This is a genomic window from Streptomyces sp. NPDC052701 (assembly GCF_040678355.1).
Classification (GTDB): domain Bacteria; phylum Actinomycetota; class Actinomycetes; order Streptomycetales; family Streptomycetaceae; genus Streptomyces.
Window position 1 is genome coordinate 120,389 of the sequence record NZ_JBFATO010000016.1, and the last position, 23,846, is coordinate 144,234.

The following is a 23,846-nucleotide window of genomic DNA, read 5'->3' on the forward strand; positions in this document are numbered from 1 at the left end:
ACGCCCACCGCTACAGTCCGTCGAAGGGTCGGTCTGTACTGGCGGGTAACCGGCGGGTAACAAGTGTCCGGCCGGTCACTCGGGCAACTGCTCAGCGGGAGGCATCACACCATGGCGCGCGAGTCGGAGTCGGGTCTGCCGATCGAGCCGGTCTACGGGCCGGAGGCTCTTCGGGGCTGGGATCCGGCCGGGAAGCTGGGTGAGCCGGGGGGGTATCCGTTCACGCGGGGTGTGTATCCGTCGATGTACACGGGCCGGCCGTGGACGATGCGCCAGTACGCCGGTTTCGGTACGGCGGTGGAGTCCAACGCGCGCTACCGGCAGTTGATCGCCAACGGTACGACGGGGTTGTCGGTGGCCTTCGATCTGCCCACGCAGATGGGGCACGACTCCGATGCGCCGATCGCGCACGGTGAGGTGGGCAAGGTGGGGGTGGCGATCGACTCGGTGGAGGACATGCGGGTGCTGTTCGGCGGTATTCCGCTGGGCGAGGTCTCCACGTCGATGACGATCAATGCGCCGGCCGCGGTGCTGTTGCTGCTGTACCAGCTGGTGGCCGAGGAGCAGGGGGTGAGCGCGGAGAAGCTGACCGGCACGATCCAGAACGACGTGCTCAAGGAGTACATCGCGCGCGGGACGTACATCTTCCCGCCCCAGCCGTCGCTGCGGCTGACCGCGGACATCTTCCGGTACTGCCGGGCGGAGATGCCGAGGTGGAACACGATCTCGATCTCCGGCTACCACATGGCCGAGGCGGGTGCCTCGCCGGCGCAGGAGATCGCCTTCACGCTGGCCGACGGCATCGCGTACGTGCGTACCGCGGTGGCGGCGGGCATGGACGTGGACGATTTCGCGCCGCGGCTGTCGTTCTTCTTCGTGGCGCGCACCACGATTTTGGAGGAGGTGGCCAAGTTCCGTGCGGCGCGGCGGATCTGGGCGCGGGTGATGCGGGAGGAGTTCGGCGCGAAGAACCCCAAGTCGATGATGCTGCGTTTTCACACCCAGACCGCCGGGGTGCAGCTGACCGCGCAGCAGCCGGAGGTGAACCTGGTGCGGGTGGCGGTGCAGGGGCTGGCGGCGGTGCTGGGCGGCACCCAGTCGCTGCACACCAACTCCTTCGACGAGGCCATCGCGCTGCCCACCGACAAGTCCGCGCGCCTGGCGCTGCGCACCCAGCAGGTGCTGGCCTACGAGACGGACGTGACGGCGACGGTGGACCCGTTCGCCGGCTCCTACGTCATCGAGACGATGACCGACCAGGTGGAGGCGGCGGCGCTGGAGCTGATGGGCAAGGTGGAGGACCTCGGCGGGGCGGTGGCCGCCATCGAGCGCGGCTTCCAGAAGGGCGAGATCGAGCGCAACGCCTACCGCATCGCCCAGCAGACCGACTCCGGCGAGCGGGTGGTGGTCGGCGTCAACCGCTTCCAGCTCGACGAGGAAGAGCCCTACGAGCCGCTGCGGGTGGATCCGGCCATCGAGGCCCAGCAGGCCGAACGCCTGGCCGAACTGCGCGCGCAGCGCGACCAGCCGGCGGTGGACAGCGCGCTGGCGGCCCTGAAGAAGGCCGCCGAGGGCGACGACAACGTGCTCTACCCCATGAAGGAAGCCCTGCGCGCCCGCGCCACCGTGGGCGAGGTCTGCAACGCGCTGCGCGAGGTGTGGGGGACCTACGTGCCCAGCGACGCGTTCTGAACCACCCCGCCACCCCGCCACCCCGCCGCACCACCACGCACACGACCCGCCCGGCCCCGCCCGGGCAGGCACCCCCCGAGGCGGCCGGCCGTCGCCCTCGACGACGGTCGGTCAAAACCCCGGTGAGGGCGGCCGTACCCGCGTGCGACACTCCTTGGCATGTTCGGTGTCGTCGACCTCCCCACCTACCTGGCGGGCCTGGCCCTGATCGTCCTGCTGCCCGGCCCCAACTCCCTGTACGTGCTGTCCGTCGCCGCCCGGCGCGGCGTGCGCGCCGGATACCGCGCCGCCGCCGGGGTCTGGTGCGGGGACACCGTGCTGATGACGCTGTCGGCCGCCGGGGTCGCCTCCCTGCTGCAGGCCAACGCCCTGCTGTTCGGGATCGTCAAGTACGCCGGGGCCGGATACCTGACGTGGCTCGCGATCGGCATGCTGCGGGCCGCGTGGGGGATGTGGCGGACGCGGGGCGAGAAGGGCGCACAGGACGCCCCGGCCGCCCAGGCCTCCGCCGAGCGGCCCTTCCGCAGGGCCTTCGTCATCAGCCTCTTCAACCCCAAGGCGATCCTCTTCTTCGTCGCCTTCTTCGTGCAGTTCGTCGACCCCGGCTACGCCTACCCCGCCCTGTCCTTCGTCGTCCTCGGCGCCTTCGCCCAGCTGGCCAGCTTCCTCTACCTCAGCGCGCTCATCCTCAGCGGCACCAGGCTGGCCGCCGCCTTCCGCCGCCGCAGGCGTCTGTCGGCGGGGGCGACCTCGGCGGCGGGCGCGCTGTTCCTCGGCTTCGCCGTGAAACTGTCGCTGGCGAGCGCCTGACCGCCTGACCGTGTGACCGCCTGAGCGCCGGTCCGCCGGCCCGCCGCGTCAGCGCAGGCCGACGCGGGCGAGGTAGTCCGCGAGGCCGGCCGCCGCCGTGTCGCCCGCCCAGCCGACGTAGCCGTCCGGGCGCACGAGGAACAGGCCGCTCCCGTACGTCGGGTGGGCGGGACCGCGCACCACGGGCACCGGTGCCGCGGGGGCCTGTGTGCCCAGTGCCAGCAGCGTCCAGTGCGGGCCCCGGAAGGCGTCGAAGAGGCGTGTGCCGTCCACCGTCGCGTCCGGTGCCCGGTCGCCGGCCCGTACGGGGCCCGGGGCGGGGCGCGTCTCCCGGGCGAGGGAGGAGTGCCGGTAGCCGACGCCCAGTTGGAGGGTGGCCGCCCCCCGGCGGGTCTCGCCCCGCAGGACACGGGTGGAGAGGCCGAGCACGTCGGCGGCCGTCGGGCGGCGTTCCTCCTCGTAGGTGTCCAGCAGGTCCTCGGGCGCTCCGTCCCGGAGCACCGCGCCCAGTTTCCAGCCCAGGTTGTAGGCGTCCTGGACGCTGGTGTTGAGGCCCTGGCCGCCCGTCGGCGGGTGCACGTGCGCCGCGTCCCCGGCGAGCAGGACCCGGCCCGCGCGGAACCGGTCCGCCAGGGCGGTCCGGGCGCGGAAGTCCGAGGCCCAGCGGACCTCCGTCACGTCCTCGGGAGCGAGGTGGGAGCGGGCCGCGACCACCTTGCGGACGCCGTCCGGGGTCGTGTCCACGCTCGCTCCCCGCGGGAAGGAGGCGGTCAGCTGGAAGTCCTCCGTCCCGGCGAGCGGGCAGATCGCGAGGTGGCCGCCGGCGCCCCCGTCCGGCGGGAAGAGGTGCCAGTTGTCGCGGTCCAGACCGGTGATCCGCACGTCCGCCACCAGCATCGGGTGCGGGTCCACCGTCTCCCCGGTCATCCCGATGCCCAGCGCGCGCCGCACCGTCGAGCGGCCGCCGTCGGCGGCGACGGCGTACCGGGCCCGGACCGGTTCGCCGGAGGCGAAGTGCGCGGTGACGCCCTCCTCGTCCTGCGTCACGGACACGACCTCGCGGCCGAAGGCGACCCGTCCGCCGAGTTCCGCCAGCCGCGCGTACAGGATCTCCTGGGTGCGCCACTGCGGCACCATCAGCGGCTGCGCGCAGGGCGAGTCGTCGGTGGCCTCGACGGGGTCGAACATGTGGTGTTCCCCGAGGCGTTCGCCGTCGCGCCAGACCATCCCGACCGGATAGCCGCCGCCGGCCGCGCGGATCGCGTCGAGGACGCCGAGGTCGTCGAAGACCTCCATGGTGCGCGGCTGGATCCCCTTGCCCCGCGAGCCCGGGAAGAGCGTGTCGGCGCGCTCCGCCACGAGCGCCGGGACCCCGCGCCGGGCGAGGTCGATGCCCAGGGCGAGGCCGGTCGGGCCCGCACCCGCGATCAGGACGTCCACGGTCGTCATACCGACTCCTTAACGCTGTTAAGTGATGCTCGGGCCGAGCGTCCCCTTAACGGCGTTAAACTGTCAAGCGTGAGTACGGAACGACGCGCGCCGCTGGACCGTCGGCGGGTCGCGGACACGGCCCTGGAGCTCCTGAACGAGGTCGGCCTGGAGGGCCTGACCCTGCGCGCCATCGCCAAGCGGCTGGACGTCAAGGCGCCCGCTCTGTACTGGCACTTCGAGGACAAGCAGGCGCTGCTCGACGAGATGGCGACGGAGATGTACCGCCGCATGGTCGCCGGGGTGCCCCTCGACCCCCGGGACGACTGGCGGACGCGGCTGCTGAAGGCCAACCGGGGGCTGCGGACCGCGCTGCTCGGCTACCGGGACGGGGCCAAGGTCTTCAGCGGGTCGCGGTTCACCGGCATCGAGCACGCGCGGCAGATGGAGGACGACCTGCGGCTGCTGACGGGGGCGGGGTTCAGCCTGCCGCAGGCCGTCCGGGCCTTCACGACGGCGTACCTCTACACGCTCGGCTTCGTCACCGAGGAGCAGGGCGTCCGGCCGCTGCCCGGCGAACGGCGGCCCGGCTACGACGTGGAGGAACGCGCCCGCCTGATGGCCGGCTTCCCGTTGTCGGCCGCGGCGGGCGCGGAGCTGTTCGCGGACTACGACCGGCACTTCGAGGAAGGGCTGGCCCTGGTCATCGAGGGGATCGGGGCGCGGTACGCGGTCGCCTGACCCGGGCGCCGGGGCGGCTACGCCGGTGCCCGGCCCGCCCGTGCCCGCCGCAGCGCCCGGGTGACGAGCGGCGGCAGCAGGTCCGCCGCGAGGCGGCGGGCCCGGGAGCGCGGCGCGCGGGGCGCCGGGGGGACGTAGTGGCGCGAATGGGGGAACGGCGGCGGCTGCATGCGCCGGGAATGGGCGCGGACCAGGCGGTGGCCGGCGGCCCACTGGACGCTCACGCCGCAGTCCTCGCGCTTCTCCAGCAGCGCGAGCAGGGCCTCCTGCAGCGGCTTTGGGTCCCCCCACGTGCCGTACAGCTTCTGCGTGCTGAGGCAGACGGGGCGCAGTCCGCGCTCGAGGACCGCCTCCCACACGGCGACGGCGACGCCCGGGGTGTGCTCGGAGCGGAAGTCGTCCAGGACGACCACGCCCCCGGGCAGCAGGACCTCGCGGGCCGCGCCGATGTCGCCGTACACGTGCTCGTACAGGTGCGAGGCGTCGACGTGGACGAAGCGGCAGGTGCCGGGGGCGACGTGCGAGGTGATCACGGAGCTCGGACCCTGGACCACCGTCGGCAGGGTGTCGTGGAAGGAGAGGTAGTTCCGTTCGAACGCCTGACGGGTGAGCGAGGCGTACGACCCGGCGGTCTCGGTCCGGTTCGCCCGGTCCGGAGCCTCGCTCCCGAACAGGTCGCAGACCGTGAACGTCTCCCCGTCGCGCAGGTGACGGCCCATCAGGATCGCGCTCCTGCCCAGGTAGGCGCCGAGCTCCAGCAGATCGCCGCGGACCCCGCTCGCCTCCTGTTGTTCGAGGAGCCAGGTGAACAGCACCTGGTCCAGTGGGGGGAACCACCCGGGGACGTCGGCGAGTACGCCCGGGTACGTGTCGGTGGCTTGTGCGTTGGCCATGGGACGAGCCTGCTCCGTGAAACCCGGACAAGTCGCCATAGGGTGGACGTGTCGTGAAGAATCCGGCGCGCTTGGGTGTCAGCGCGTCCGGGACAGCGCCGCCCGCAGCCGCGGCGTCAGCGGCTTCTCGACGTACCGGTACAGCAGCCAGGCCAGCGCCAGCATGGAGGCGACCGTCAGGGCGAAGGCGGGGGCCGAGGCGATGCCCAGTCCGACGTGCAGGGCGTGGATCACCACCCAGCCCAGGTGCTCGTGCACCAGGTAGAACGGGTACGTCAGCGCGCCCGCCACCGTCAGCCAGCGCCAGTCCACCCGGTTCAGCCAGCCGAGGGCGATCGCCGCGACCGCCGCGAAGCCCAGCGTCACGACGAGCACGATCCCGAACGAGGAGCGGTAGGAGAAGCCGCCCGCGTCCGGCGCGTGCCACAGCGCCCGCACCGCGTGGTGCTGCCCGATCAGCCAGCTCACGGCCACGATGCCCCAGGCGTGGGCGTCCCCGCGGTCGCGGTGGACGAGGTAGAGGCCGATGCCGCCGACGAAGAACGGGGCGTACTCGGGCATCAGGACCAGGTCGAGCAGCGGCTCGTGGGCGGCCTGCGCGATCACCGCCGCCAGCGTCCAGCACGCGCAGAACAGGATCACCCGCTGCCGGTTCGCCCCCGGCAGCACCACGCACAGCGCGAACAGCGCGTAGAAGCGCAGCTCCGCCCAGAGCGTCCAGCACACCCCCAGCACCCGGTCCACGCCCAGCGGCATCTGCAGCATCGTCAGGTTCACCAGGGCGTCGCTGGGCGAGACCGCCTCGTAGGCGACCACCGGCAGCGCGAACACCGCCGTCACCAAGGCGACGGCCACCCAGTAGGCGGGCAGCAGGCGGGAGGCGCGGGAGGCGAAGAACGACCGCAGCGGGCGGCCCCAGCCGCTCATGCAGATCACGAACCCGCTGATGACGAAGAAGACCTGCACGCCGAGGCAGCCGTAGGCGAAGAACTCGTGCAGCGTGGGGAACTGCTCCCTGGGCGAGCTGCCCCACGCCTCGGTGACCTCGCCGTCGCGTCCGCCGTAGTGGTAGGCCGCCACCATCAGCGCGGCGACCAGCCGCAGTCCGTCCAGGGCCCGCAGCCGGACCGCCGCCCGCGGCCGGCCGGCCGGAGCGGGCCGCTCCTGGACGGGTGCCGCCGGGGCGGCTTGCGGGGCCGGAGCCCCGACGACCGTTTCGGTCATGCTGATATCCCTCGCCGTGCGCTGCGGATTTGTTTTTCGCCACCCTCCTGGCCGAATGCGCCGGGGTCGGAGGAAAGCCGTCCACGAAAAGCCTAGGGCGTCGTTCCGGGCTCTTTTGTTCGATGCCCGCACGCTTTACCCCGCGGTCGGCGCGGGTTCATTCTCCCGTCGCCCGCGTTCCCCGCCGTTTCCCGTGTCCGGTACGGATCTCCCCGCCACTGTGAGGCAGCCGACACGGCACCGCGGCAGGGGATTCCACCGGTCCGGATCCGCCGTCCTCAGCGGCGGCGCACCGCCCTGCGCAGCGAGCGGGCCCGTCCCACGACCCTGCGCACGGCCGCGTTGCGCGGCAGGAACGCCAGCTGGGCGGGCACACCGCCGGGCAGGCCCAGCGAGGTCAGACGCCGCTTCTTGAAGTAGCGCCGGGTGTGGGAGTCCAGATGCCGCGCCAGGTACCGCTCGGCCTGCGGACGCAGCTCCGGCAGGATCCTCGGCTGCATCGCGAACCCCACGGCGCGCACCAGGTCGCCGAGCGCGTCGGTGTCCGTCGACGCGCGCTGTGCCCGGACGGCGTCCCGGTCGGTCAGCTCCGGCAGCAGCGCGTCGACGATCGTGACGGGGACGCGGTTGCTGTTCTCGTACGGCGTCAGGCGCTCCAGCAGCGTCTCCGTGCCGATCCGGGCGACCGGCAGACCGTACAGCGCGGAGGCGGTGAGCAGGCCGGTGGAGAAGCAGCCGGCGACCAGCGCCGGGCGTATGCACTGGTAGAGCACCTCGGCCAGCACCGGCGTGTCCAGCACGGTGAGGTCGGCGCCGAGCCGGTCGGCCTCCGTCTCCAGGGTGCGGGCGAAACGGGCGGGGGCCGAGGGGTGCGGCTTGAACACGACCGTGGTGTGGCCGAGAGCGACGGCGCCCCGCAGCATCCGCACGTGCAGGTCCTCCTCCTCCTCGGGGGAGAGGATGCCGAGCGCGGACAGGTACTGGCCGAGCAGCAGCGCGGCTCCCTCGGTGTCCGGCAGGCCGGCGCCGGTGTCGGCGAGTTCGGCCAGCACCTTGGTGAACGCGGCGGTCGGCACGATCTCCGGTCGCACGTCGAACTCGGTCAGCAGCAGCGGCCTGAGCCCCGGCACCAGGTCCAGGTGGAGCAGCCGCTCGATGCGCGTGCCGACCAGCGGGTCGATCTTGTTGCGGGTGGGGCCGTAGCTCATCAGGCCGTCCGCGTAGACCGTGACGGGGGCGCCGGTGAAGATCTGCGCCACGCCGAGCGCCGGGTGCACCTGGATCGACTCGACGGCGAGCGCCACGTCGTCGTCGCCCAGGCCCCAGGCCAGCCGCAGGTACCGCTCCCACATCGGGACGTCGTCCATGCGCGGCGACCAGCCCCCCGGGTGGAAGGGGAAGATGGTCTCGTTCCACGAGACGACGTCGTCGAACCGGCCGCGCAGCCGCTCGAAGCCCGGCATCGTGTCCACGGCCGGTGCCGTCTCCGGCGTCGCCGCGTTGTTGGAGACCAGCAGGATCCGCCGGTCGGCGTCGTCGAAGCAGCCGGCGTCCAGGGCGGCGGCCAGGGTGGCCGTGCCGTACAGCGTCGACGCCATGAAGATCTGGGTGGTCACGCGGCCACCTCCGCGGCCGCGGCGGGACGGCGGCGCAGCCGGCGCAGACGGGAGGCGCGCTCGGCGTCCATCGAGTCGAGCACCTCGTCGAGCGCCCCCTGCGGCATGCGCCGCAGCGCGGCGGCGCTCATCGACTTCAGTTTCCTGGCCACGGCGGGCTCGAACCTTTCGATGGATCCAAGGTGGTGGGAGATGATCGCGCAGTACGTGCGCACGGCCTTCGGCAGCAGCCGCGCCGCCTCCGGGTCCTCGGCGGTCTCCTTGACGACCTGGTCGAACGCGCGGATGAAGTCGAGCTGGCGCACGTCACCGATCTGGGTGAGCGAGGAGGCCACCCCCCGCCGGTAGAAGACGCCGAGCAGCCCGGACACCGCGAAGGACTCCGCCTCCCGGTGCAGCTTCCAGATCCACGGCCGGTCCTCGGCCGTGCGCAGCCCGTCGGTGAAGTGCAGCAGGCCGCGGTCGGCCAGCCGGCGGTGGTACACGCCGGCCCAGGCGTAGGCGTAGTCGACGGAGGTGGAGCGGTGGGCGGGCAGGATCGCGTCGCGCGGACGCAGCACCGTGTTGCGCCGCCCGTGCGGCACCCGGTGCACGGAGCGGGCCCGGGCGGTGCACTGCACGTGGTCCACGCGCAGGAAGTCGCAGCCCAGCGCCTCGATCTGGGCGACGAGCCGGGCGTAGTAGCCGGGCGCCAGCCAGTCGTCGCCGTCCAGGAACGTCAGGTACTCGCCGCGCGCCCGGTCGATGCCGGAGTTGCGCGCGGTCGCCAGGCCGCCGTTCCTCTCGTGCGCGACCAGCACCGCCCCCGGCAGGTCGCGTTCCGCGCGGGCGAGGATGTCCGGTGTCCCGTCGGTGGAGCAGTCGTCGACGAGGATGAACTCGAAGTCGTCCCGCGCGTTCGCGCGCAGACTCTTCAGGGTGTCGGGAGCGTATTGCTGCACGTTGTAGAACGGCACGATGACGGAGAGCTTGACCACGGACGGGATGTTAGGCGGCGGCCCGTCACGCGCCTTTGCCGTTGGTTTGATGCCGGGTGAACGGCTCGTGTCGATGCCATGAACCAGGGCTTTTTCCCCGCGCACCCGGGCCGGATTCGCCGTTCGGCGACGTGCTGTTAACCGTTTGTTGCGTTCGGGTTGGGCGGATCCTAGAAATGGCTTCCTAGCGTCTTCGACGTGCCAGCAAGTGCAACGAAAGCCCTGCGGGTGGCCGTTATCGCGGACTCCGACACCCGGTGGAAATGGGGCGCGCTCACCGCGAACCGCATCGCGCCGGGGAACACCGGACGGGTGGCGCAGACGGACGTCCGCCTGGACGGCTATCTGCTGCGCGGCCGCGCCACGCCCACCGCCCGCCAGTTGGAGGAGGTCGGCGTCCGGGCGGACTCCCTGCGCGAGGTCACCGCCGTCGAGTTCCTGCGGACCATGGCGCGCGAGCCGTACGACCTCCTGGTCCTCGCCCTGGTCGGCGGCGGCGTGCAGGCGATGCTGCACGGCCTCAAGCGGGTCTGGGAGGACCGCCCCGAGCGGCCCGTCGTCGTCACCGGCTACGTCGGCGTCGTCTACGAGAAGCTCGCCGACGGCCTGCTGCTGCGGCACGGCGCGGACCTCGTGCTCGCCAACTCCCGCCAGGACGCGGAGCGTTTCCGCGCCGTGTACGAGGGGGTCGGCGCCGACGCCTCGTCGGTGACCGAGGTCGCGCTGCCGTTCCTGGGCGGCGCGCCCTACACCGGCGAACACGACCCCTACACCGTGGTCTTCGCCGCCCAGCCCTCCGTCCCGGACAGCCGCAAGGACCGCATGTACCTGCTGGACCGGCTGGTGCGCCACGCCCGTCTGCACCCCGAGCGGGAGGTGCTGCTCAAGCTGCGCTCCAAGCCGGGCGAACACACCACGCACATCGAGGAGCTGCCGTACCAGAAGCTGGCGCAGCGGCTCGACCCGCCGTCCAACTTCCGCCTGGTGTACGGGCACATGGGCGAGGTGCTGGACCGCACCGACCTGCTGGTGACGGTCAGCTCCACGGCCGCGCTGGAGGCGCTGCACCGCCGTATCCCCACCGTCGTCCTCACCGACCTCGGCATCCGGGAAGCCCTCGGCAACCACCACTTCGTCGGCTCCGGCTGCCTCGCCTCCTGGGACCAGCTCGACGCCGGGCACCGGCCCGCGCCCGACGAGGAGTGGGTGTCCCGGCAGGGCGTCGCGGCCGGGGACTCCCCCTCCGGGGCGGGCTCGTACGCCACCGCCTTCGACACGGCCCGCGAGCGGATCGCCGAACTGCTCCGGCGGCCCGGCGGCCTGCCCCCGCTGACCCCGTACTACACGCCCGGCACCGCGCCCGGTTACCTGCCCGGCCTGCTGGCCCGCCACCACCTCGGCCCGGACGGCACCCCGCTGCCCGGCGCGCCCGCCGCCGACAAGGAGCCCGGTCCGGTCCGGCAGATCGTGCGCCGGGCGGCGCGCGGCGCCTACCGGCACGGCGTGCAGCGGGTGGCGCCGGTGATCCGGCGGATGGGCGAACTGTGACCGCCGCCCCCCTACCTGCCCAAGGAGTAGACCCCATGTCCCACCCGGAAGCGGGCCACGGCGCCGCGGTGCGCCGCGTGCTCGCGGTGATCCCCGCGCGCGGCGGCTCCAAGGGCGTCCCCGCGAAGAACCTCGCGCCCGTCGGGGGCGTGCCCCTGGTGGCGCGCGCCGTGCGCGAGTGCCGGGCCGCGCGGCTCGTCACGGACGTCGTCGTCTCCACCGACGACCAGGCGATCGCCGCCGCCGCCCGGCACGCCGGCGCCGAGGTCGTGCTGCGGCCCGCCGCCATCGCGGGCGACACCGCGACCTCCGAGGCGGCCGTGCTGCACGCCATGGAGGCCCACGAGGCGCTGCACGGCGCGGCGGTGGACGTGGTGCTGCTCGTGCAGTGCACCAGCCCGTTCCTGGTCCGCGAGGACATCGACGGGGTCGCGGCGGCCGTCGCGGAGAACGGCGCGGACACCGCGGTGACCGTGGCGCCCTTCCACGGCTTCCTGTGGCGGGACGCCGACGACGAGGCGAAGGCCGCCGACCAGGCCCCGCAGCCCGGATCCGGGACTCCGCCCGAGGGCGGCTACGGCGTCAACCACGACAAGTCCTTCCGCCCCCGCCGCCAGGACCGCCCCCAGGACCTGCTGGAGACCGGCGCCGCCTACGCCATGGACGCGGCCGGCTTCCGCGAGCACCGGCACCGCTTCTTCGGCCGCACCGAACTCGTCCGCACCGACCCCGCGCGGGTGCTGGAGATCGACGACCCGCACGACCTGGCGCGGGCCCGGGCCCTCGCCCCCCTCTTCGACGCGGACCGCCCCGGTGCGCTGCCGACCGCCGACGACGTCGACGCGGTCGTACTGGACTTCGACGGCACCCAGACCGACGACCGGGTGCTGATCGACGCCGACGGACGGGAGTTCGTCTCCGTGCACCGCGGAGACGGGCTCGGCATCGCGGCCCTGCGGAGGAGCGGGCTGCGGATGCTGATCCTGTCCACGGAGCAGAACCCGGTCGTCGCCGCCCGGGCCCGGAAGCTGAGGCTCCCGGTGCTGCACGGCGTCGACCGCAAGGACCTCGCGCTGAAGCAGTGGTGCGAGGAGCAGGGCATCGCGCCGGAGCGCGTGCTCTACGTCGGCAACGACGTCAACGACCTCCCGTGCTTCGCCCTCGTGGGCTGGCCCGTGGCGGTCGCGAGCGCCCACGACGTCGTACGCGGCGCCGCACGCGCGGTCACCACCGTCCCCGGTGGCGACGGCGCGATCCGGGAGATCGCCGGCTGGATCCTCGGACCCTCGCTCGACTCTCTCGACCCCCTCACCAAGTAAGGACACCTCCTGCCATGAGCACCAACTCCCGCATCCGCCGGTTCGGTTCGCGCGAGGTCGGCCCCGGCCGCCCCGTCTACGTCACCGGCGAGATCGGCATCAACCACAACGGCGACCTCGAGAACGCCTTCAAGCTGATCGACGCGGCCGCCGAGGCCGGCTGCGACGCGGTCAAGTTCCAGAAGCGCACGCCGGAGATCTGCACCCCGCGCGACCAGTGGGACATCGAGCGCGACACCCCCTGGGGCCGGATGACGTACATCGACTACCGCCACCGCGTGGAGTTCGGCGAGGACGAGTACCGCCGGATCGACGAGTACTGCAAGGAGAAGGGCATCGCCTGGTTCGCCTCCCCGTGGGACACCGAGGCCGTCGCCTTCCTGGAGAAGTTCGACGTCCCCGCCCACAAGGTGGCCTCCGCCTCCCTGACCGACGACGAGCTGCTGCGCGCCCTGCGCGCCACCGGCCGCACGGTCATCCTCTCCACCGGCATGTCCACCCCGAAGCAGATCCGCCACGCCGTCGAGGTGCTGGGCAGCGACAACATCCTGCTCTGCCACGCCACCTCCACCTACCCGGCCAAGGCCGAGGAGCTGAACCTCCGCGTGATCAACACGCTGGAGAAGGAGTACCCGAACGTCCCGATCGGCTACTCCGGCCACGAGACCGGCCTGCAGACCACCCTGGCCGCCGTCGCCCTCGGCGCCGTCTTCGTCGAGCGCCACATCACCCTCGACCGCGCCATGTGGGGCTCCGACCAGGCCGCCTCCGTCGAGCCGCAGGGCCTGACCCGCCTGGTCCGCGACATCCGCACCATCGAGGCCTCCCTCGGCGACGGCGTGAAGAAGGTCTACGAGTCCGAGCTCGGCCCGATGAAGAAGCTGCGCCGCGTCACCGGCGTGGTCGCCGAGGCGGAGATCGCCGCGGCGGCGGGCGAGCCGGTCACCGTCTGAGCAGCCCGAACACCGAATACGTCTGACGACGGGACGGTCGTACGCCGATGAGCCCCCACGCCGGAAACGCCGGCCCCCGCACCCTCGCCTTCGTCGAGAGCCCGGTACAGCTGCTGAATGTGCTGGAGTGGGCGCACCACCGCGCGCCCGGCGGGGGGCTCACCCTGGTGGTGCTGTCCCCGATCGACCCGATGACCCGCGGCCAGCTGCGGCGCATGTCCGACCTGGCCCGCGAGGAGGGCCACGAGGTCCGCTGGGAGGAGGCGCGGGGCGGGGCCGCGGCACCGTTCCGGACGATCGGCGGACTGGCTGGCATGCTGCGGCGGGCCCGGCAGGTGGTCCTGGGGGACCCCTTCTCGCGCTACGTGCAGCTGCTGCTGACCATCACGCGCGCCCGCGACCTGGTCGTCGTCGACGACGGTACGGCGACGATGGAGTTCGTCGGCCAGCTGGCCCGGGGCGAGCGCCTGGTGCGCTGGCACCGCAAGGGCGGCCGTCCGGGCCCGCGCGACCTCCTCTTCGCGCCGGTGTCCTCCTCGGCCCGGCGCCGCCTGACACCGGGCGACCGGCGCCGGGTGGAGATCTTCTCCTCCATGCCGATGGAGGACACCCCGGCGGGCGTCACGGTCACCGCCAACGCCTTCGCCTGGACCCGCGCCCGCTTCGGCCCGCCGCGCGTCACCAAGGGCGCCGACATGGTGGGCACGTCCCTGGTGGAGACGGGCGTGGTGGACGGCGACCGCTACCTGGAGGCCGTCCGCGCCCTCGCCGGGGCCCACGGCGCGACCCGCTACTTCGCCCACCGCCGCGAGAGCGCGCAGAAGCTGCACCGGCTGGCCGTCGAGACCGGCCTGGAGATCGTCCGCCCCGAACTGCCCCTGGAACTCGTCGCCCGCCGCGGTCCCATCGGCCGTACGGTGCTCAGCTTCCCGTCCACGGTCGTGCACACGCTCCCGCTCGCACTGGCCGGCACGGAGGTGCGCGTGGCCGTGTGCGACATAGACCCCGCCTGGCTGACCGACCACGCCTCGCCACGCGCCCAGGGCTTCCTGTCCGGGGTGACCGGGAAGGCCCGGGACGTGCACCGCCTGTCGGCGCTGGGCGCGGTCTAGCCTCCGGCCCTCGCCGCCCTGGCGCTCCGGCCTCAGGTCCTCCGGTCTTCCGGCTTCAGGTCTTCCGACTTCAGGTCTTCCGGCCCCAGGCCCGCCGCCCTCGGCCCCCAACCCTCGCGCCCAGGCCCGCCGCCCCGGCCCCCAGACCGGCCGACGGACCGGCCGGTACGAGACCGCCCAGGGCCGGGGCGCGGAGCATCCCGGTGATCCCTCCGGTGCCGGGCGGAGGGCCGCCGGGGAAGCGCTCGGCACCAGCTCCCGGCCGTGTCGCCGCACGGAATCCGGGCGGCGGGGAAGAGACCCGGGGCGCCGGCGCACACGCGGCGCGCCCGGGCGGGGCCGCCGCCGTCGCGGGGGGTGCGCACCGTCCGCCAGGCGAACGACCAGGCCTACCCCGGCCCGGGCGTGGTATGCGTGGAAGGGATGGATGGGTACAGGGCCTGGCCGGGATGTGACCGAACTCACAGTGCGTGGGGACGGCCGGCCGTTCACCCGCAAAGACGGGCGAGTTTACCCACCCCGATCGGCAGATATGCGTCAGGCGGCCGGTGTTTCTTCCCCTGACGGGCTGAAGTTTTGTCGATCGCCGGTCAGCCGACCGCCTCCGCGTCCTACCCTTCAAAGGGTGAAGCAACTGATGTCACTGGAGTCCGAGATCGATCTCCCCCAGGGAGCCGTGCTTCCCGGCGCGCTGCCCGACGCGCTGCGCGCCGAGCTCATCGCGTTCCGCCGCGACCTGCACATGCACCCGGAGCTCGGCAACCAGGAGTTCCGCACGACCGCGGCGATCAAGGAACGGCTCGAGAAGGCCGGTCTCAAACCGCGCGTGCTCGGCGCCGGGACCGGCCTCGTCTGTGACATCGGCGCCGACGGCGGCGCGGGGGAGGGACGGCGCACCACGCCCGCCATGCTCGCCATGCGGGCCGACATCGACGGCCTGCCCATCCCGGACATGAAGACCGAGTGCCCGTACCGGTCGACCGTGCCCGACCGCGCGCACGCGTGCGGCCACGACGTGCACACCACCGTCGTCCTGGGCGCCGGACTCGTCCTCGCCGACCTCCACCGGCAGGGGCGGCTGCCCCGGCCCGTGCGGCTGATCTTCCAGCCCGCCGAGGAGGTGCTGCCCGGTGGCGCCGCCGACGCCATCAAGGACGGTGCGCTGGACGGCGTCGGCGCGATCATCGCCCTGCACTGCGACCCCCGGGTCGACGCCGGCCGGATCGGCCTGCGCGAGGGCCCCCTCACCTCCGCCTGCGACCGGCTGGAAATCGCCCTGGAGGGCCCCGGCGGGCACACCGCCCGTCCCCACCTGACGACCGACCTGGTCACCGCCGCCGCCCGGGTCGTCACCGACGTGCCCGCCCTCCTCGCCCGGCGCTTCGACAGCCGCAGCGGCCTGGCCCTGACCTGGGGACGCATCGAGTCGGGACACGCCCCGAACGTCATCCCGCAGCACGCCGAGCTCTCCGGCACCGTGCGGTGCCTCGACATCGAGGCCTGGCGGCAGGCGCCCGACCTCGTCGTCGCCGCGATCGACGAGATCGCCAACCTGCACCGCGCCAAGTCGGAGATCAACTACGTGCGCGGCGTCCCGCCCGTGGTCAACGAGCCCGGCGTCACCGAGCTGCTGCGGGACGCCATGATCGCCCGTCGCGGCACCGAGTCCGTCGTGGGCACCGAGCAGAGCCTCGGCGGCGAGGACTTCTCCTGGTACCTGGAGCACGTGCCCGGCGCCATGGCCCGGCTCGGCGTGCGCACCCCCGGCGAGCGGATCGTGCGCGACCTGCACCAGGGCGACTTCGACGTCGACGAGTCGGCGATCACCGTGGGCGTGGAGCTGTTCACCGCCGCCGCCCTCATCCACGGGCTGAGGTAGGCCCCGCCGCCGCCGGGCGGGCGGGCGGGGATCCGGCGACGGCCCGGGCCCTGCCACCCCGCTCCGGTTGCGATCGGGGCGGGGCCGGGGCAGCGTGGTGCGCGTGCCGTACGGACCCGCGCACCACGTTCCGCGTGCGCCTTTCGATACCGTGGTTCACAAGGACGTAACCGGCCATCGGCACGAATGGATAACAGCCACGCGGAACCCCGTTCCCAGGAATGTCTACGCGCGTTAATGTGCGCCGAACTGGGCACCCGCTGCGGGGCTGTGAGAATGGGGAACTTCAAGATGCGTCGGATATCCAAACTGACCCGCGTCGCGGTGGGGGTCGCGTCGCTCGCGCTCGCCGCCACGGCCTGCGGCGGCACCAGCAGCGAAGGCAGCGGAGGCGACGACGGCACCAAGGGCGGCAAGGGCCTCGCCATCGCGTACGACATCGGCGGCAAGGGCGACCAGTCCTTCAACGACGCCGCCTACGCCGGCCTCACCAAGGCCAAGGGCGAGTTCGGCTACGAGACCGCCGACATCGAGCCCACCGAGGGCGAGACCGACGCCGACAAGGAGCAGCGCCTGTCCTCGCTGGCCCGCCAGGGCTACAACCCGGTCATCGGCGTCGGCTTCGCCTACGGTCCCGCGATGAAGGCCGTGGCCGCGAAGTACCCGAAGACCACCTTCGGCATCGTCGACTCCGTGGTCGAGGGCAAGAACGTCGCCTCCCTCGTCTTCGCCGAGGAGCAGGCCTCCTACCTCGCCGGCGTGGCCGCCGCCAAGAGCACCAAGAGCAAGGTCGTCGGCTTTGTGGGCGGTGTGGACATCCCGCTGATCCACAAGTTCGAGGCCGGCTTCGAGCAGGGCGTCAAGGACACCGACCCGAAGGTCGAGGTCCTCTCGCAGTACCTGACGCAGACGGCCGAGGAGGGCGGCTTCTCCAGCCCCGACAAGGGCAAGGCCGCCGCCGAGGGTCAGATCGAGAAGAAGGCCGACGTCGTCTACCAGGCGGCCGGCCTGTCCGGCCAGGGCGTCATCGAGGCCGCCGCGAAGGCGAAGGTCTGGGCGATCGGCGTCGACTCCGATCAGTACAAGCAGGCCGCCCTGGCGAACTACAAGAACCGCATCCTCACCTCCGCCCTCAAGGACATCGGCGGTGCGGTGTACGCCCTGGCCAAGTCCGTCGAGGACGGCAAGCCGCTCACCGGCACCCAGACCTTCGACCTGAAGGTGAACGGCGTCGGCCTGTCCGAGAGCAACCCCGAGTTCGGCAAGATCGCGGGCCTGAAGGACGCCGTGGCCAAGGCCAAGGAAGGCATCACCGACGGCTCCATCAAGGTCAGGACGGAGTAGCGGCCGCGCGGTCCGCCCGGCCGCCCGGCCGGGCGGCCGCCGACGGACACGCGGGAAGCGGGCGGGCCCCCGGGGCCGGCCCGCTTCGGCGTTCCCGGGCCGCCTCCCCGGCGGCCCTCCTCGGGCGGCCGGCCGGATGAGGGAGGGACGTCCGGCCTGCCGGGTGAGGGAGGGACGTCCGGCCTGCCGGGTGACGGTGACCACAGTCGTACCGGCGGGCGGGCATCCCCAAGGGTCCCGTTCCCCTCCCGCGCCCCCGTCCGCCCTCCTGCGCGTCACCCACCGCCACCTCCCGTTTGCGGTCGGCAAGGTCCCGGCCCGGTCCGCAATCGTGTTGGCCACGGGCGGATAACAAGGTGGACAGAAGGGGTTTTCAGGCAGGTCTACGCGCGTTAATCTGCGGCGAGCCAGCGCCGATGCTGAACCGTCCGGCGCTGAGCGACCCCGGATCAGTACGGGCACCTCCCCCGCACCGCCCGGCACGCACTCCCGCCGCATCGGCCGAAGGCCCAAGCAGCTCCGCTACGAGGGCCTTCGTTCGGCACGCCGGGAGTACGCGCCGAACGACGCGGGAACGCACCCGCACCTCCGGACCCGCCAGTACGACTAGGAGCACCACAACATGCGCCGGATTTCCCGGATCACGGTCGCAGGCGCAGCGACCGCCTCCCTGGCCCTGGCCCTCGCCGCCTGCGGCTCCACCTCGACGTCCGGTTCCTCCTCTTCCTCGGACACCAAGGGTGACAAGGGTCTCGCCATCGCGTACGACGTCGGCGGCAAGGGCGACCAGTCCTTCAACGACGCCGCGTACGCCGGCCTGAAGAAGGCGCAGCAGGAGTTCGGCTACGAGACGGCCGACATCGAGCCCACCGAGGGCGAGACCGACGCCGACAAGGAGCAGCGCCTGGCCCTGCTGGCCCGCCAGGGCTACAACCCGGTCATCGGCGTGGGCTACGCGTACGCCGCGGCCGTGAAGGGCGCCGCGGAGAAGTTCCCGGACACCACCTTCGGCATCGTCGACGACTCCACGATCACCGCCAAGAACGTCGCCGACCTGGTCTTCTCCGAGGAGCAGGCGTCGTACCTGGCCGGTGTCGCCGCCGCCAAGAGCACCAAGAGCAAGGTCGTCGGCTTCGTGGGCGGTGTGGACATCCCGCTGATCCACAAGTTCCAGGCGGGCTTCGAGCAGGGCGTCAAGGACACCGACCCGAAGGTCAAGGTCCTCTCGCAGTACCTGACGCAGACCGCCGAGGAGGGCGGCTTCTCCAGCCCCGACAAGGGCAAGACGGCCGCCGAGGGCCAGATCGAGAAGAAGGCCGACGTCGTCTACGCGGCCGCCGGCCTGTCCGGCCAGGGCGTCATCGAGGCCGCCGCCGCCAACAAGGTGTGGGCGATCGGCGTCGACTCCGACCAGTACAAGCAGGAAGCCCTCGCCAAGTACAAGGACCACATCCTCACCTCGGCGATGAAGGACGTCGCCAAGGCGGTGTACAACCTGGCCAAGTCGGTCGAGGGCGGCAAACCCGAGACCGGTATCGTCAGGGGCGATCTGAAGACCGGAGAGGTCGGCCTCGCGGACTCCAACCCCAAGTTCAAGGCCGACGCCGAGCTCCAGGAAGCCATCAAGACGGCCAAGGAGAAGATCGTCAGCGGCGAGATCAAGGTCAAGAGCAGCTGATACAGCAACACCTCGAGCAGCGTGTAACCGTGGGGTCACGTCCGCTCAACGGGGTACGAGGAGGCAGCCTCCTCGTACCCCGTTGTCCCGGTGCGTCGCCCCTTTCGATGCCGTAGGGGCGCTACGCGCGTAGACGACCCCCGTCCCCAGGAGAGTGCGCCATCAACGCGTCCAGCAGCCCTCCGGCCGGAGCGGCGGGCGGTCAGGTGACCGCCGTCGAGCTCGCCGGGATCACCAAGCGTTTCCCGGGCGTCGTGGCCAACCACGACATCCACCTCACCGTCCGCAAGGGCACCGTCCACGCCCTCGTCGGCGAGAACGGCGCCGGCAAGTCGACGCTGATGAAGATCCTCTACGGCATGCAGAAGCCGGACGAGGGCACCATCGCCATCGACGGCGAGCAGGTCACCCTGTCCTCGCCGGCCGACGCCATCGCCCGCGGCATCGGCATGGTGCACCAGCACTTCATGCTCGCCGACAACCTCACGGTCCTGGAGAACGTGGTGCTCGGCAGCGAGAAGCTGCACGGCATCGGAGCCAGGGCCCGCCGCAGGATCAGGGAGATCTCCGACCGCTACGGCCTGGACGTGCACCCCGACCTGCTGGTCGAGGAGCTCGGCGTCGCCGCCCGCCAGCGCGTGGAGATCCTCAAGGTCCTCTACCGCGGTGCCCGCACGCTGATCCTGGACGAGCCGACGGCCGTGCTCGTGCCGCAGGAGGTGGACGCGCTCTTCGCCAACCTGCGCGAGCTGAAGTCCGAGGGCCTGTCGGTCATCTTCATCTCCCACAAACTGGGCGAGGTCCTCTCGGTCGCCGACGACATCACCGTCATCCGGCGCGGCACGACGGTCGGCACGGCCGTCCCCGCCGAGACCACCCCGCGCCAGCTCGCCGAGATGATGGTCGGCAGCGAGCTGCCCACGCCCGAGACGGCCGAGTCCACGGTCACCGACCGCCCGGTCGTCACCGTCGACAAGCTGCGCCTGACGGCCCCCGGCGGCAAGGCGCTCCTGGACGACATCAGCTTCACCATCCACGCGGGCGAGGTCCTGGGCATCGCCGGCGTCGAGGGCAACGGCCAGACCGAGCTGGTCGACGCGCTGATCGGCCTCAGGCACGCCGACTCCGGCACCATCTCCCTGGAGGGTGAGGAGATCACCGCCTGGGCCACCCGCAAGCGCCGCGAGCAGGGCATCGGCTACATCCCCGAGGACCGCCACCGCCACGGCCTGCTCCTGGAGGCCCCCCTCTGGGAGAACCGCATCCTCGGCCACGTCACGGAGAAGCCCAACGCCAAGGGCGTCTGGCTGGACCCGAAGGCGGCCCAGGAGGACACCCGCCGGATCGTGACGGAGTACGACGTCCGCACCCCCGGCATCGACGTCACCGCCGCCTCCCTGTCCGGCGGCAACCAGCAGAAGCTGATCGTCGGCCGCGAGATGAGCCACAAGCCGCGCTTCCTCATCGCCGCCCACCCCACCCGGGGCGTGGACGTCGGTGCGCAGGCCGCCATCTGGGACCACATCCGCGAGGCCCGTCGCGAGGGCCTGGCCGTGCTGCTGATCTCCGCCGACCTGGACGAGCTCATCGGCCTGTCCGACACCCTCCGCGTGATCTACAACGGCAGGCTGGTCGCGGACGCAGACCCGGCCACCATCACCCCCGAGGAGCTGGGCTCGGCCATGACCGGTGCCGCCACCGGACACCTCGAACACGAAGAGACCCCCGAGACGCCGGCCGACACCCCCGAGTCTCCGGAAGACGAGGCCCGCTGATGAAGAAGTTCGACAAGGAGCGCGTACTCCTCGCGGTGGCCGGGCCGGTCATCGCGCTCGCCGTGGCCTTCGTGCTGAGCGCGATCGTCCTGCTCGCCTCGGGCAAGAACCCCGTCGAGCCGTTCGCCCTGATGTTCGAGCAGGCCTCGTTCTCCGACATCCAGGTCCTGATCATCAACCAGGCCTCGATGTACTACATCGCGGCGCTCGCGGTGGCCATCGGCTTCCGGATGAACCTGTTCAACATCGGTGTCGACGGCCAGTACCAGCTCGGCGCCATGCTGGCCGCCGTCGTCGGCGCCCACCTGGACCTGCCGGCCGCGGTCCAGATCCCGCTGCTGCTCCTGACCGCCGTGTGCACCGGCGCCTTCTGGGCCGGGATCGCGGGTGTCCTGAAGGTCACCCGCGGCGTCAGCGAGGTCGTCGCCACGATCATGCTCAACGCGATCGCGACCTCGGTCATCGCCTACCTGTGGCTGCCGACCGTCTTCGGCGTCAAGGTCGGCAACAACAACACCACCGGCGAGATGTACGAGTCGGGCTGGATCCCCGGCATCGACATGGGCGCCGCCGGCGAGATCTACGGCCTGGTCGTCCTCGCCGTCCTCCTCGGCATCGGCTACTGGGTCGTCCTCAACCGCACCCGCTTCGGCTTCGACCTGCGCGCCTCGGGCGCCTCGGAGACCGCGGCGGCCGCCAGCGGCGTCGACCCCCGGCGCATGGTGCTGACCGCCATGCTGATCTCCGGCGGCATCGCGGGCCTGGCGGGTCTGCCGATCCTGCTCGGCGACACCCACACCTACAGCCTGAACTTCCCCACCGGCATCGGCTTCCTCGGCATCGGCATCGCCCTGCTCGGCCGCAACAGCCCGGTCGGCATCGCCTTCGCCGCCCTGCTGTGGGCCTGGCTCGACAAGGCCTCGCCCGAACTGGACTTCCACGGCTACGACAAGGAGATCGCGGTCATCATGCAGGGCCTGATCGTCCTCTCGGTCGTGGTCTCCTACGAGGCCGTCCGCGAGTGGGGCCTGCGCCGCCAGCAGCGCCGCGTCGGCGCGGAGCTGGCCGCCGGCCACGTCCTGGGCGCCGACAACAACACCACGAAGGAGGTGGCTGGCCGATGACCGCCTCGCAGACCTCGGCGACCGACGTCAACCAGCCCACGCTGCAGCCCGCGGCGCCGACCGGCCGCCGCCTGTCGCTGCCCGTCCTGCTGCTGGTCATCGCCGGGGCCCTGGCGCTGACCTCGATCGTCCGCATCATCACCGGCGCCGACGGCATCACCAACGTCAGCCAGATGTCCACCGCGCTCCAGCTCGCCGTACCCATCGGCCTCGCCGGTCTCGGCGGCCTGTGGGCCGAGCGCGCGGGCGTCGTCAACATCGGCCTCGAGGGCATGATGATCCTCGGCACCTGGTTCGGCGCCTGGGCCGGCTTCCAGTGGGGCCCGTGGACCGGTGTCCTGGTCGGCATCGCCGGCGGCGCGATCGGCGGCCTGCTGCACGCCTTCGTCACCGTCACCTTCAACGTCAACCACATCGTCTCCGGTGTGGCCATCAACATCCTCGCCCTCGGCGCCACCCGCTACCTCGCGCCGCTGGCCTTCGAGGGCCACCCGGGCGGCTCCGCCAAGCAGTCCCCGGCGGTCGAGTCCCTCGGCCACTTCACGGTCCCGGGCCTGTCGGACGCCCTGCGCGACCTGAACGCCAAGGGCTGGTTCTTCGTCTCCGACATCGCCGGCCTGCTCGGCGGCCTGGTCACCAACGTCTCCTGGCTGACCCTGATCGCCGTCGCGCTGGTCCCCGCCACCTGGTGGATCCTGTGGCGCACCGCCTTCGGCCTGCGCCTGCGCTCCTGCGGCGAGAACCCGGTCGCGGCCGAGTCCCTCGGCGTGAACGTCTACAAGTACAAGTACTTCGCCGTGGTCGTCTCCGGCGGCCTGGCCGGCCTGGGCGGTGCGTTCCTGTCCATCGTGGCCAACCCCTTCTACCTGGAGGGCCAGGTCAGCGGCCGCGGCTTCATTGGCCTCGCGGCGATGATCTTCGGCAACTGGATGCCGGGCGGCCTCGCCCTGGGCGCGGGCCTGTTCGGCTACACCGACAGCCTCAACCTGCGCGGCGGCTCCGAGAACGTCCACGCCCTGCTGCTGCTCGGCGCGCTGCTGCTGATCATCGGCGCGATCTGGCTGGCGATCCGCAGGAAGTACCTCCAGGCGGTGATCATCCTGGTCGTCGGCGCCCTGGTGTTCGCCTGGTACGCCGGCACCAACGAGGTCCCGAACCAGGTCGTCTCCGCCACGCCGTACGTCGTCACCCTGGTCGTGCTGACCCTGTCCGCCCAGCGCCTGCGCATGCCGAAGGCGGACGGCCTGCCCTACCGGAAGGGACAGGGCAAGTGACCGCCGTCGACTGGGAGAAGCTGCGCGCGGTGGCCCGGGACGCCATGACCCGGGCGTACGCCCCGTACTCGGGCTACCGGGTCGGCGTGGCGGCCCTGGTCGACGACGGCCGGATCGTGTCCGGCTGCAACGTCGAGAACGCCTCGTACGGACTCGGCCTGTGCGCCGAGTGCGGACTGGTGTCGGAGCTGCACAACTCCGGCGGCGGCCGTCTGACGCACTTCACCTGCGTGGACGGCGACGGCGAGATCCTCGTCCCGTGCGGTCGCTGCCGCCAGCTGCTGTACGAGTTCGGCGGCCCGGGCCTGCTGCTGGAGACCCCGGCGGGCATCCTGCCGCTGTCGGAGATGCTGCCCCAGGCCTTCGGCCCGGGCCATCTCGTCAAGTAACTCCCCGCGGCCCCTCCGAGCCCTCACCCGGGCCCCCGGAGGGGCCGCACCCTTCGCACTCCCGGAAGGA

Annotated in this window: 19 protein-coding genes; 14 read left to right on the forward strand and 5 right to left on the reverse strand. The window is 72.2% G+C overall.

Going from position 1 to position 23,846, the window contains the following annotated elements; all coding sequences use genetic code 11:
- Nucleotides 1–111 precede the first annotated feature (111 nt).
- Both AB0L29_RS20010 and leuE read left to right on the forward strand, forming a co-directional pair.
- A complete protein-coding gene (locus AB0L29_RS20010; RefSeq protein ID WP_365828899.1) occupies nucleotides 112–1,692 on the forward strand; it encodes a methylmalonyl-CoA mutase family protein in 1,581 nt (526 codons plus the stop codon).
- A 159-nt stretch (nucleotides 1,693–1,851) separates the two neighbouring features.
- Nucleotides 1,852–2,502, forward strand: coding sequence for a leucine efflux protein LeuE (gene leuE / locus AB0L29_RS20015; protein WP_365828901.1), 651 nt, complete (start codon nucleotides 1,852–1,854; stop codon nucleotides 2,500–2,502).
- Nucleotides 2,503–2,550: 48 nt separating this feature from the next.
- Here the strand turns inward: leuE and AB0L29_RS20020 are convergent, their stop codons facing one another.
- Nucleotides 2,551–3,951 carry an FAD-dependent oxidoreductase gene (locus AB0L29_RS20020; protein WP_365828903.1) on the reverse strand — a complete coding sequence of 467 codons (1,401 nt, stop codon included), beginning with the start codon at nucleotides 3,949–3,951 and terminating at the stop codon, nucleotides 2,551–2,553.
- 69 nt (nucleotides 3,952–4,020) lie between these two features.
- Between AB0L29_RS20020 and AB0L29_RS20025 the strand changes: the two genes are divergently transcribed.
- Entirely contained in the window at nucleotides 4,021–4,671 is a 651-nt protein-coding gene (locus tag AB0L29_RS20025; RefSeq protein WP_365828905.1) for a TetR/AcrR family transcriptional regulator C-terminal domain-containing protein, read from the forward strand.
- 17 nt (nucleotides 4,672–4,688) lie between these two features.
- On the opposite strand, the gene AB0L29_RS20030 is transcribed toward AB0L29_RS20025, so the two are convergent.
- From AB0L29_RS20030 to AB0L29_RS20045, 4 genes are all read right to left on the reverse strand, one after another.
- Entirely contained in the window at nucleotides 4,689–5,564 is an 876-nt protein-coding gene (locus AB0L29_RS20030; RefSeq protein ID WP_365828907.1) for a class I SAM-dependent methyltransferase, read from the reverse strand.
- Between the two features lie 78 nt (nucleotides 5,565–5,642).
- Nucleotides 5,643–6,788 carry an acyltransferase gene (locus tag AB0L29_RS20035; protein WP_365828909.1) on the reverse strand — a complete coding sequence of 382 codons (1,146 nt, stop codon included), beginning with the start codon at nucleotides 6,786–6,788 and terminating at the stop codon, nucleotides 5,643–5,645.
- 278 nt (nucleotides 6,789–7,066) lie between these two features.
- Nucleotides 7,067–8,404: a polysialyltransferase family glycosyltransferase gene (locus AB0L29_RS20040; RefSeq protein WP_365828911.1), complete on the reverse strand. Its 1,338-nt coding sequence runs from the start codon at nucleotides 8,402–8,404 to the stop codon at nucleotides 7,067–7,069.
- Nucleotides 8,401–9,381: a glycosyltransferase family 2 protein gene (locus tag AB0L29_RS20045; protein WP_365828913.1), complete on the reverse strand. Its 981-nt coding sequence runs from the start codon at nucleotides 9,379–9,381 to the stop codon at nucleotides 8,401–8,403. Before AB0L29_RS20045 ends, AB0L29_RS20040 begins: the two co-directional genes overlap by 4 nt.
- A gap of 198 nt (nucleotides 9,382–9,579) precedes the next feature.
- Between AB0L29_RS20045 and AB0L29_RS20050 the strand changes: the two genes are divergently transcribed.
- The 11 genes from AB0L29_RS20050 (at nucleotide 9,580) to AB0L29_RS20100 (ending at nucleotide 23,776) form a co-directional block, all read left to right on the forward strand.
- Entirely contained in the window at nucleotides 9,580–10,929 is a 1,350-nt protein-coding gene (locus AB0L29_RS20050) for a DUF6716 putative glycosyltransferase (protein WP_365828915.1), read from the forward strand.
- A 35-nt stretch (nucleotides 10,930–10,964) separates the two neighbouring features.
- On the forward strand, nucleotides 10,965–12,248 hold the full coding sequence (locus AB0L29_RS20055) for an acylneuraminate cytidylyltransferase (protein WP_365828917.1): 1,284 nt from the start codon (nucleotides 10,965–10,967) through the stop codon (nucleotides 12,246–12,248).
- A gap of 14 nt (nucleotides 12,249–12,262) precedes the next feature.
- On the forward strand, nucleotides 12,263–13,201 hold the full coding sequence (locus AB0L29_RS20060; RefSeq protein ID WP_365828919.1) for an N-acetylneuraminate synthase family protein: 939 nt from the start codon (nucleotides 12,263–12,265) through the stop codon (nucleotides 13,199–13,201).
- A 47-nt stretch (nucleotides 13,202–13,248) separates the two neighbouring features.
- Nucleotides 13,249–14,313, forward strand: a complete 1,065-nt coding sequence (locus AB0L29_RS20065) for a hypothetical protein (RefSeq protein WP_365828921.1) — start codon at nucleotides 13,249–13,251, stop codon at nucleotides 14,311–14,313.
- A 637-nt stretch (nucleotides 14,314–14,950) separates the two neighbouring features.
- Nucleotides 14,951–16,192, forward strand: coding sequence for a M20 family metallopeptidase (locus tag AB0L29_RS20070; protein ID WP_365828989.1), 1,242 nt, complete (start codon nucleotides 14,951–14,953; stop codon nucleotides 16,190–16,192).
- A 291-nt stretch (nucleotides 16,193–16,483) separates the two neighbouring features.
- On the forward strand, nucleotides 16,484–17,536 hold the full coding sequence (locus tag AB0L29_RS20075) for a BMP family ABC transporter substrate-binding protein (protein ID WP_365828923.1): 1,053 nt from the start codon (nucleotides 16,484–16,486) through the stop codon (nucleotides 17,534–17,536).
- A 622-nt stretch (nucleotides 17,537–18,158) separates the two neighbouring features.
- Nucleotides 18,159–19,214 (forward strand): BMP family ABC transporter substrate-binding protein, encoded by a 1,056-nt coding sequence (locus tag AB0L29_RS20080; protein ID WP_365828925.1) that lies wholly within the window; start codon nucleotides 18,159–18,161, stop codon nucleotides 19,212–19,214.
- 206 nt (nucleotides 19,215–19,420) lie between these two features.
- A complete protein-coding gene (locus AB0L29_RS20085) occupies nucleotides 19,421–20,989 on the forward strand; it encodes an ABC transporter ATP-binding protein (protein WP_365828927.1) in 1,569 nt (522 codons plus the stop codon).
- Nucleotides 20,989–22,113, forward strand: coding sequence for an ABC transporter permease (locus tag AB0L29_RS20090; protein ID WP_365828929.1), 1,125 nt, complete (start codon nucleotides 20,989–20,991; stop codon nucleotides 22,111–22,113). The genes AB0L29_RS20085 and AB0L29_RS20090 overlap by 1 nt, the downstream gene beginning before the upstream one ends.
- On the forward strand, nucleotides 22,110–23,387 hold the full coding sequence (locus AB0L29_RS20095; RefSeq protein ID WP_365828931.1) for an ABC transporter permease: 1,278 nt from the start codon (nucleotides 22,110–22,112) through the stop codon (nucleotides 23,385–23,387). The genes AB0L29_RS20090 and AB0L29_RS20095 overlap by 4 nt, the downstream gene beginning before the upstream one ends.
- On the forward strand, nucleotides 23,384–23,776 hold the full coding sequence (locus AB0L29_RS20100) for a cytidine deaminase (RefSeq protein WP_365828933.1): 393 nt from the start codon (nucleotides 23,384–23,386) through the stop codon (nucleotides 23,774–23,776). The genes AB0L29_RS20095 and AB0L29_RS20100 overlap by 4 nt, the downstream gene beginning before the upstream one ends.
- Nucleotides 23,777–23,846: the final 70 nt, after the last annotated feature.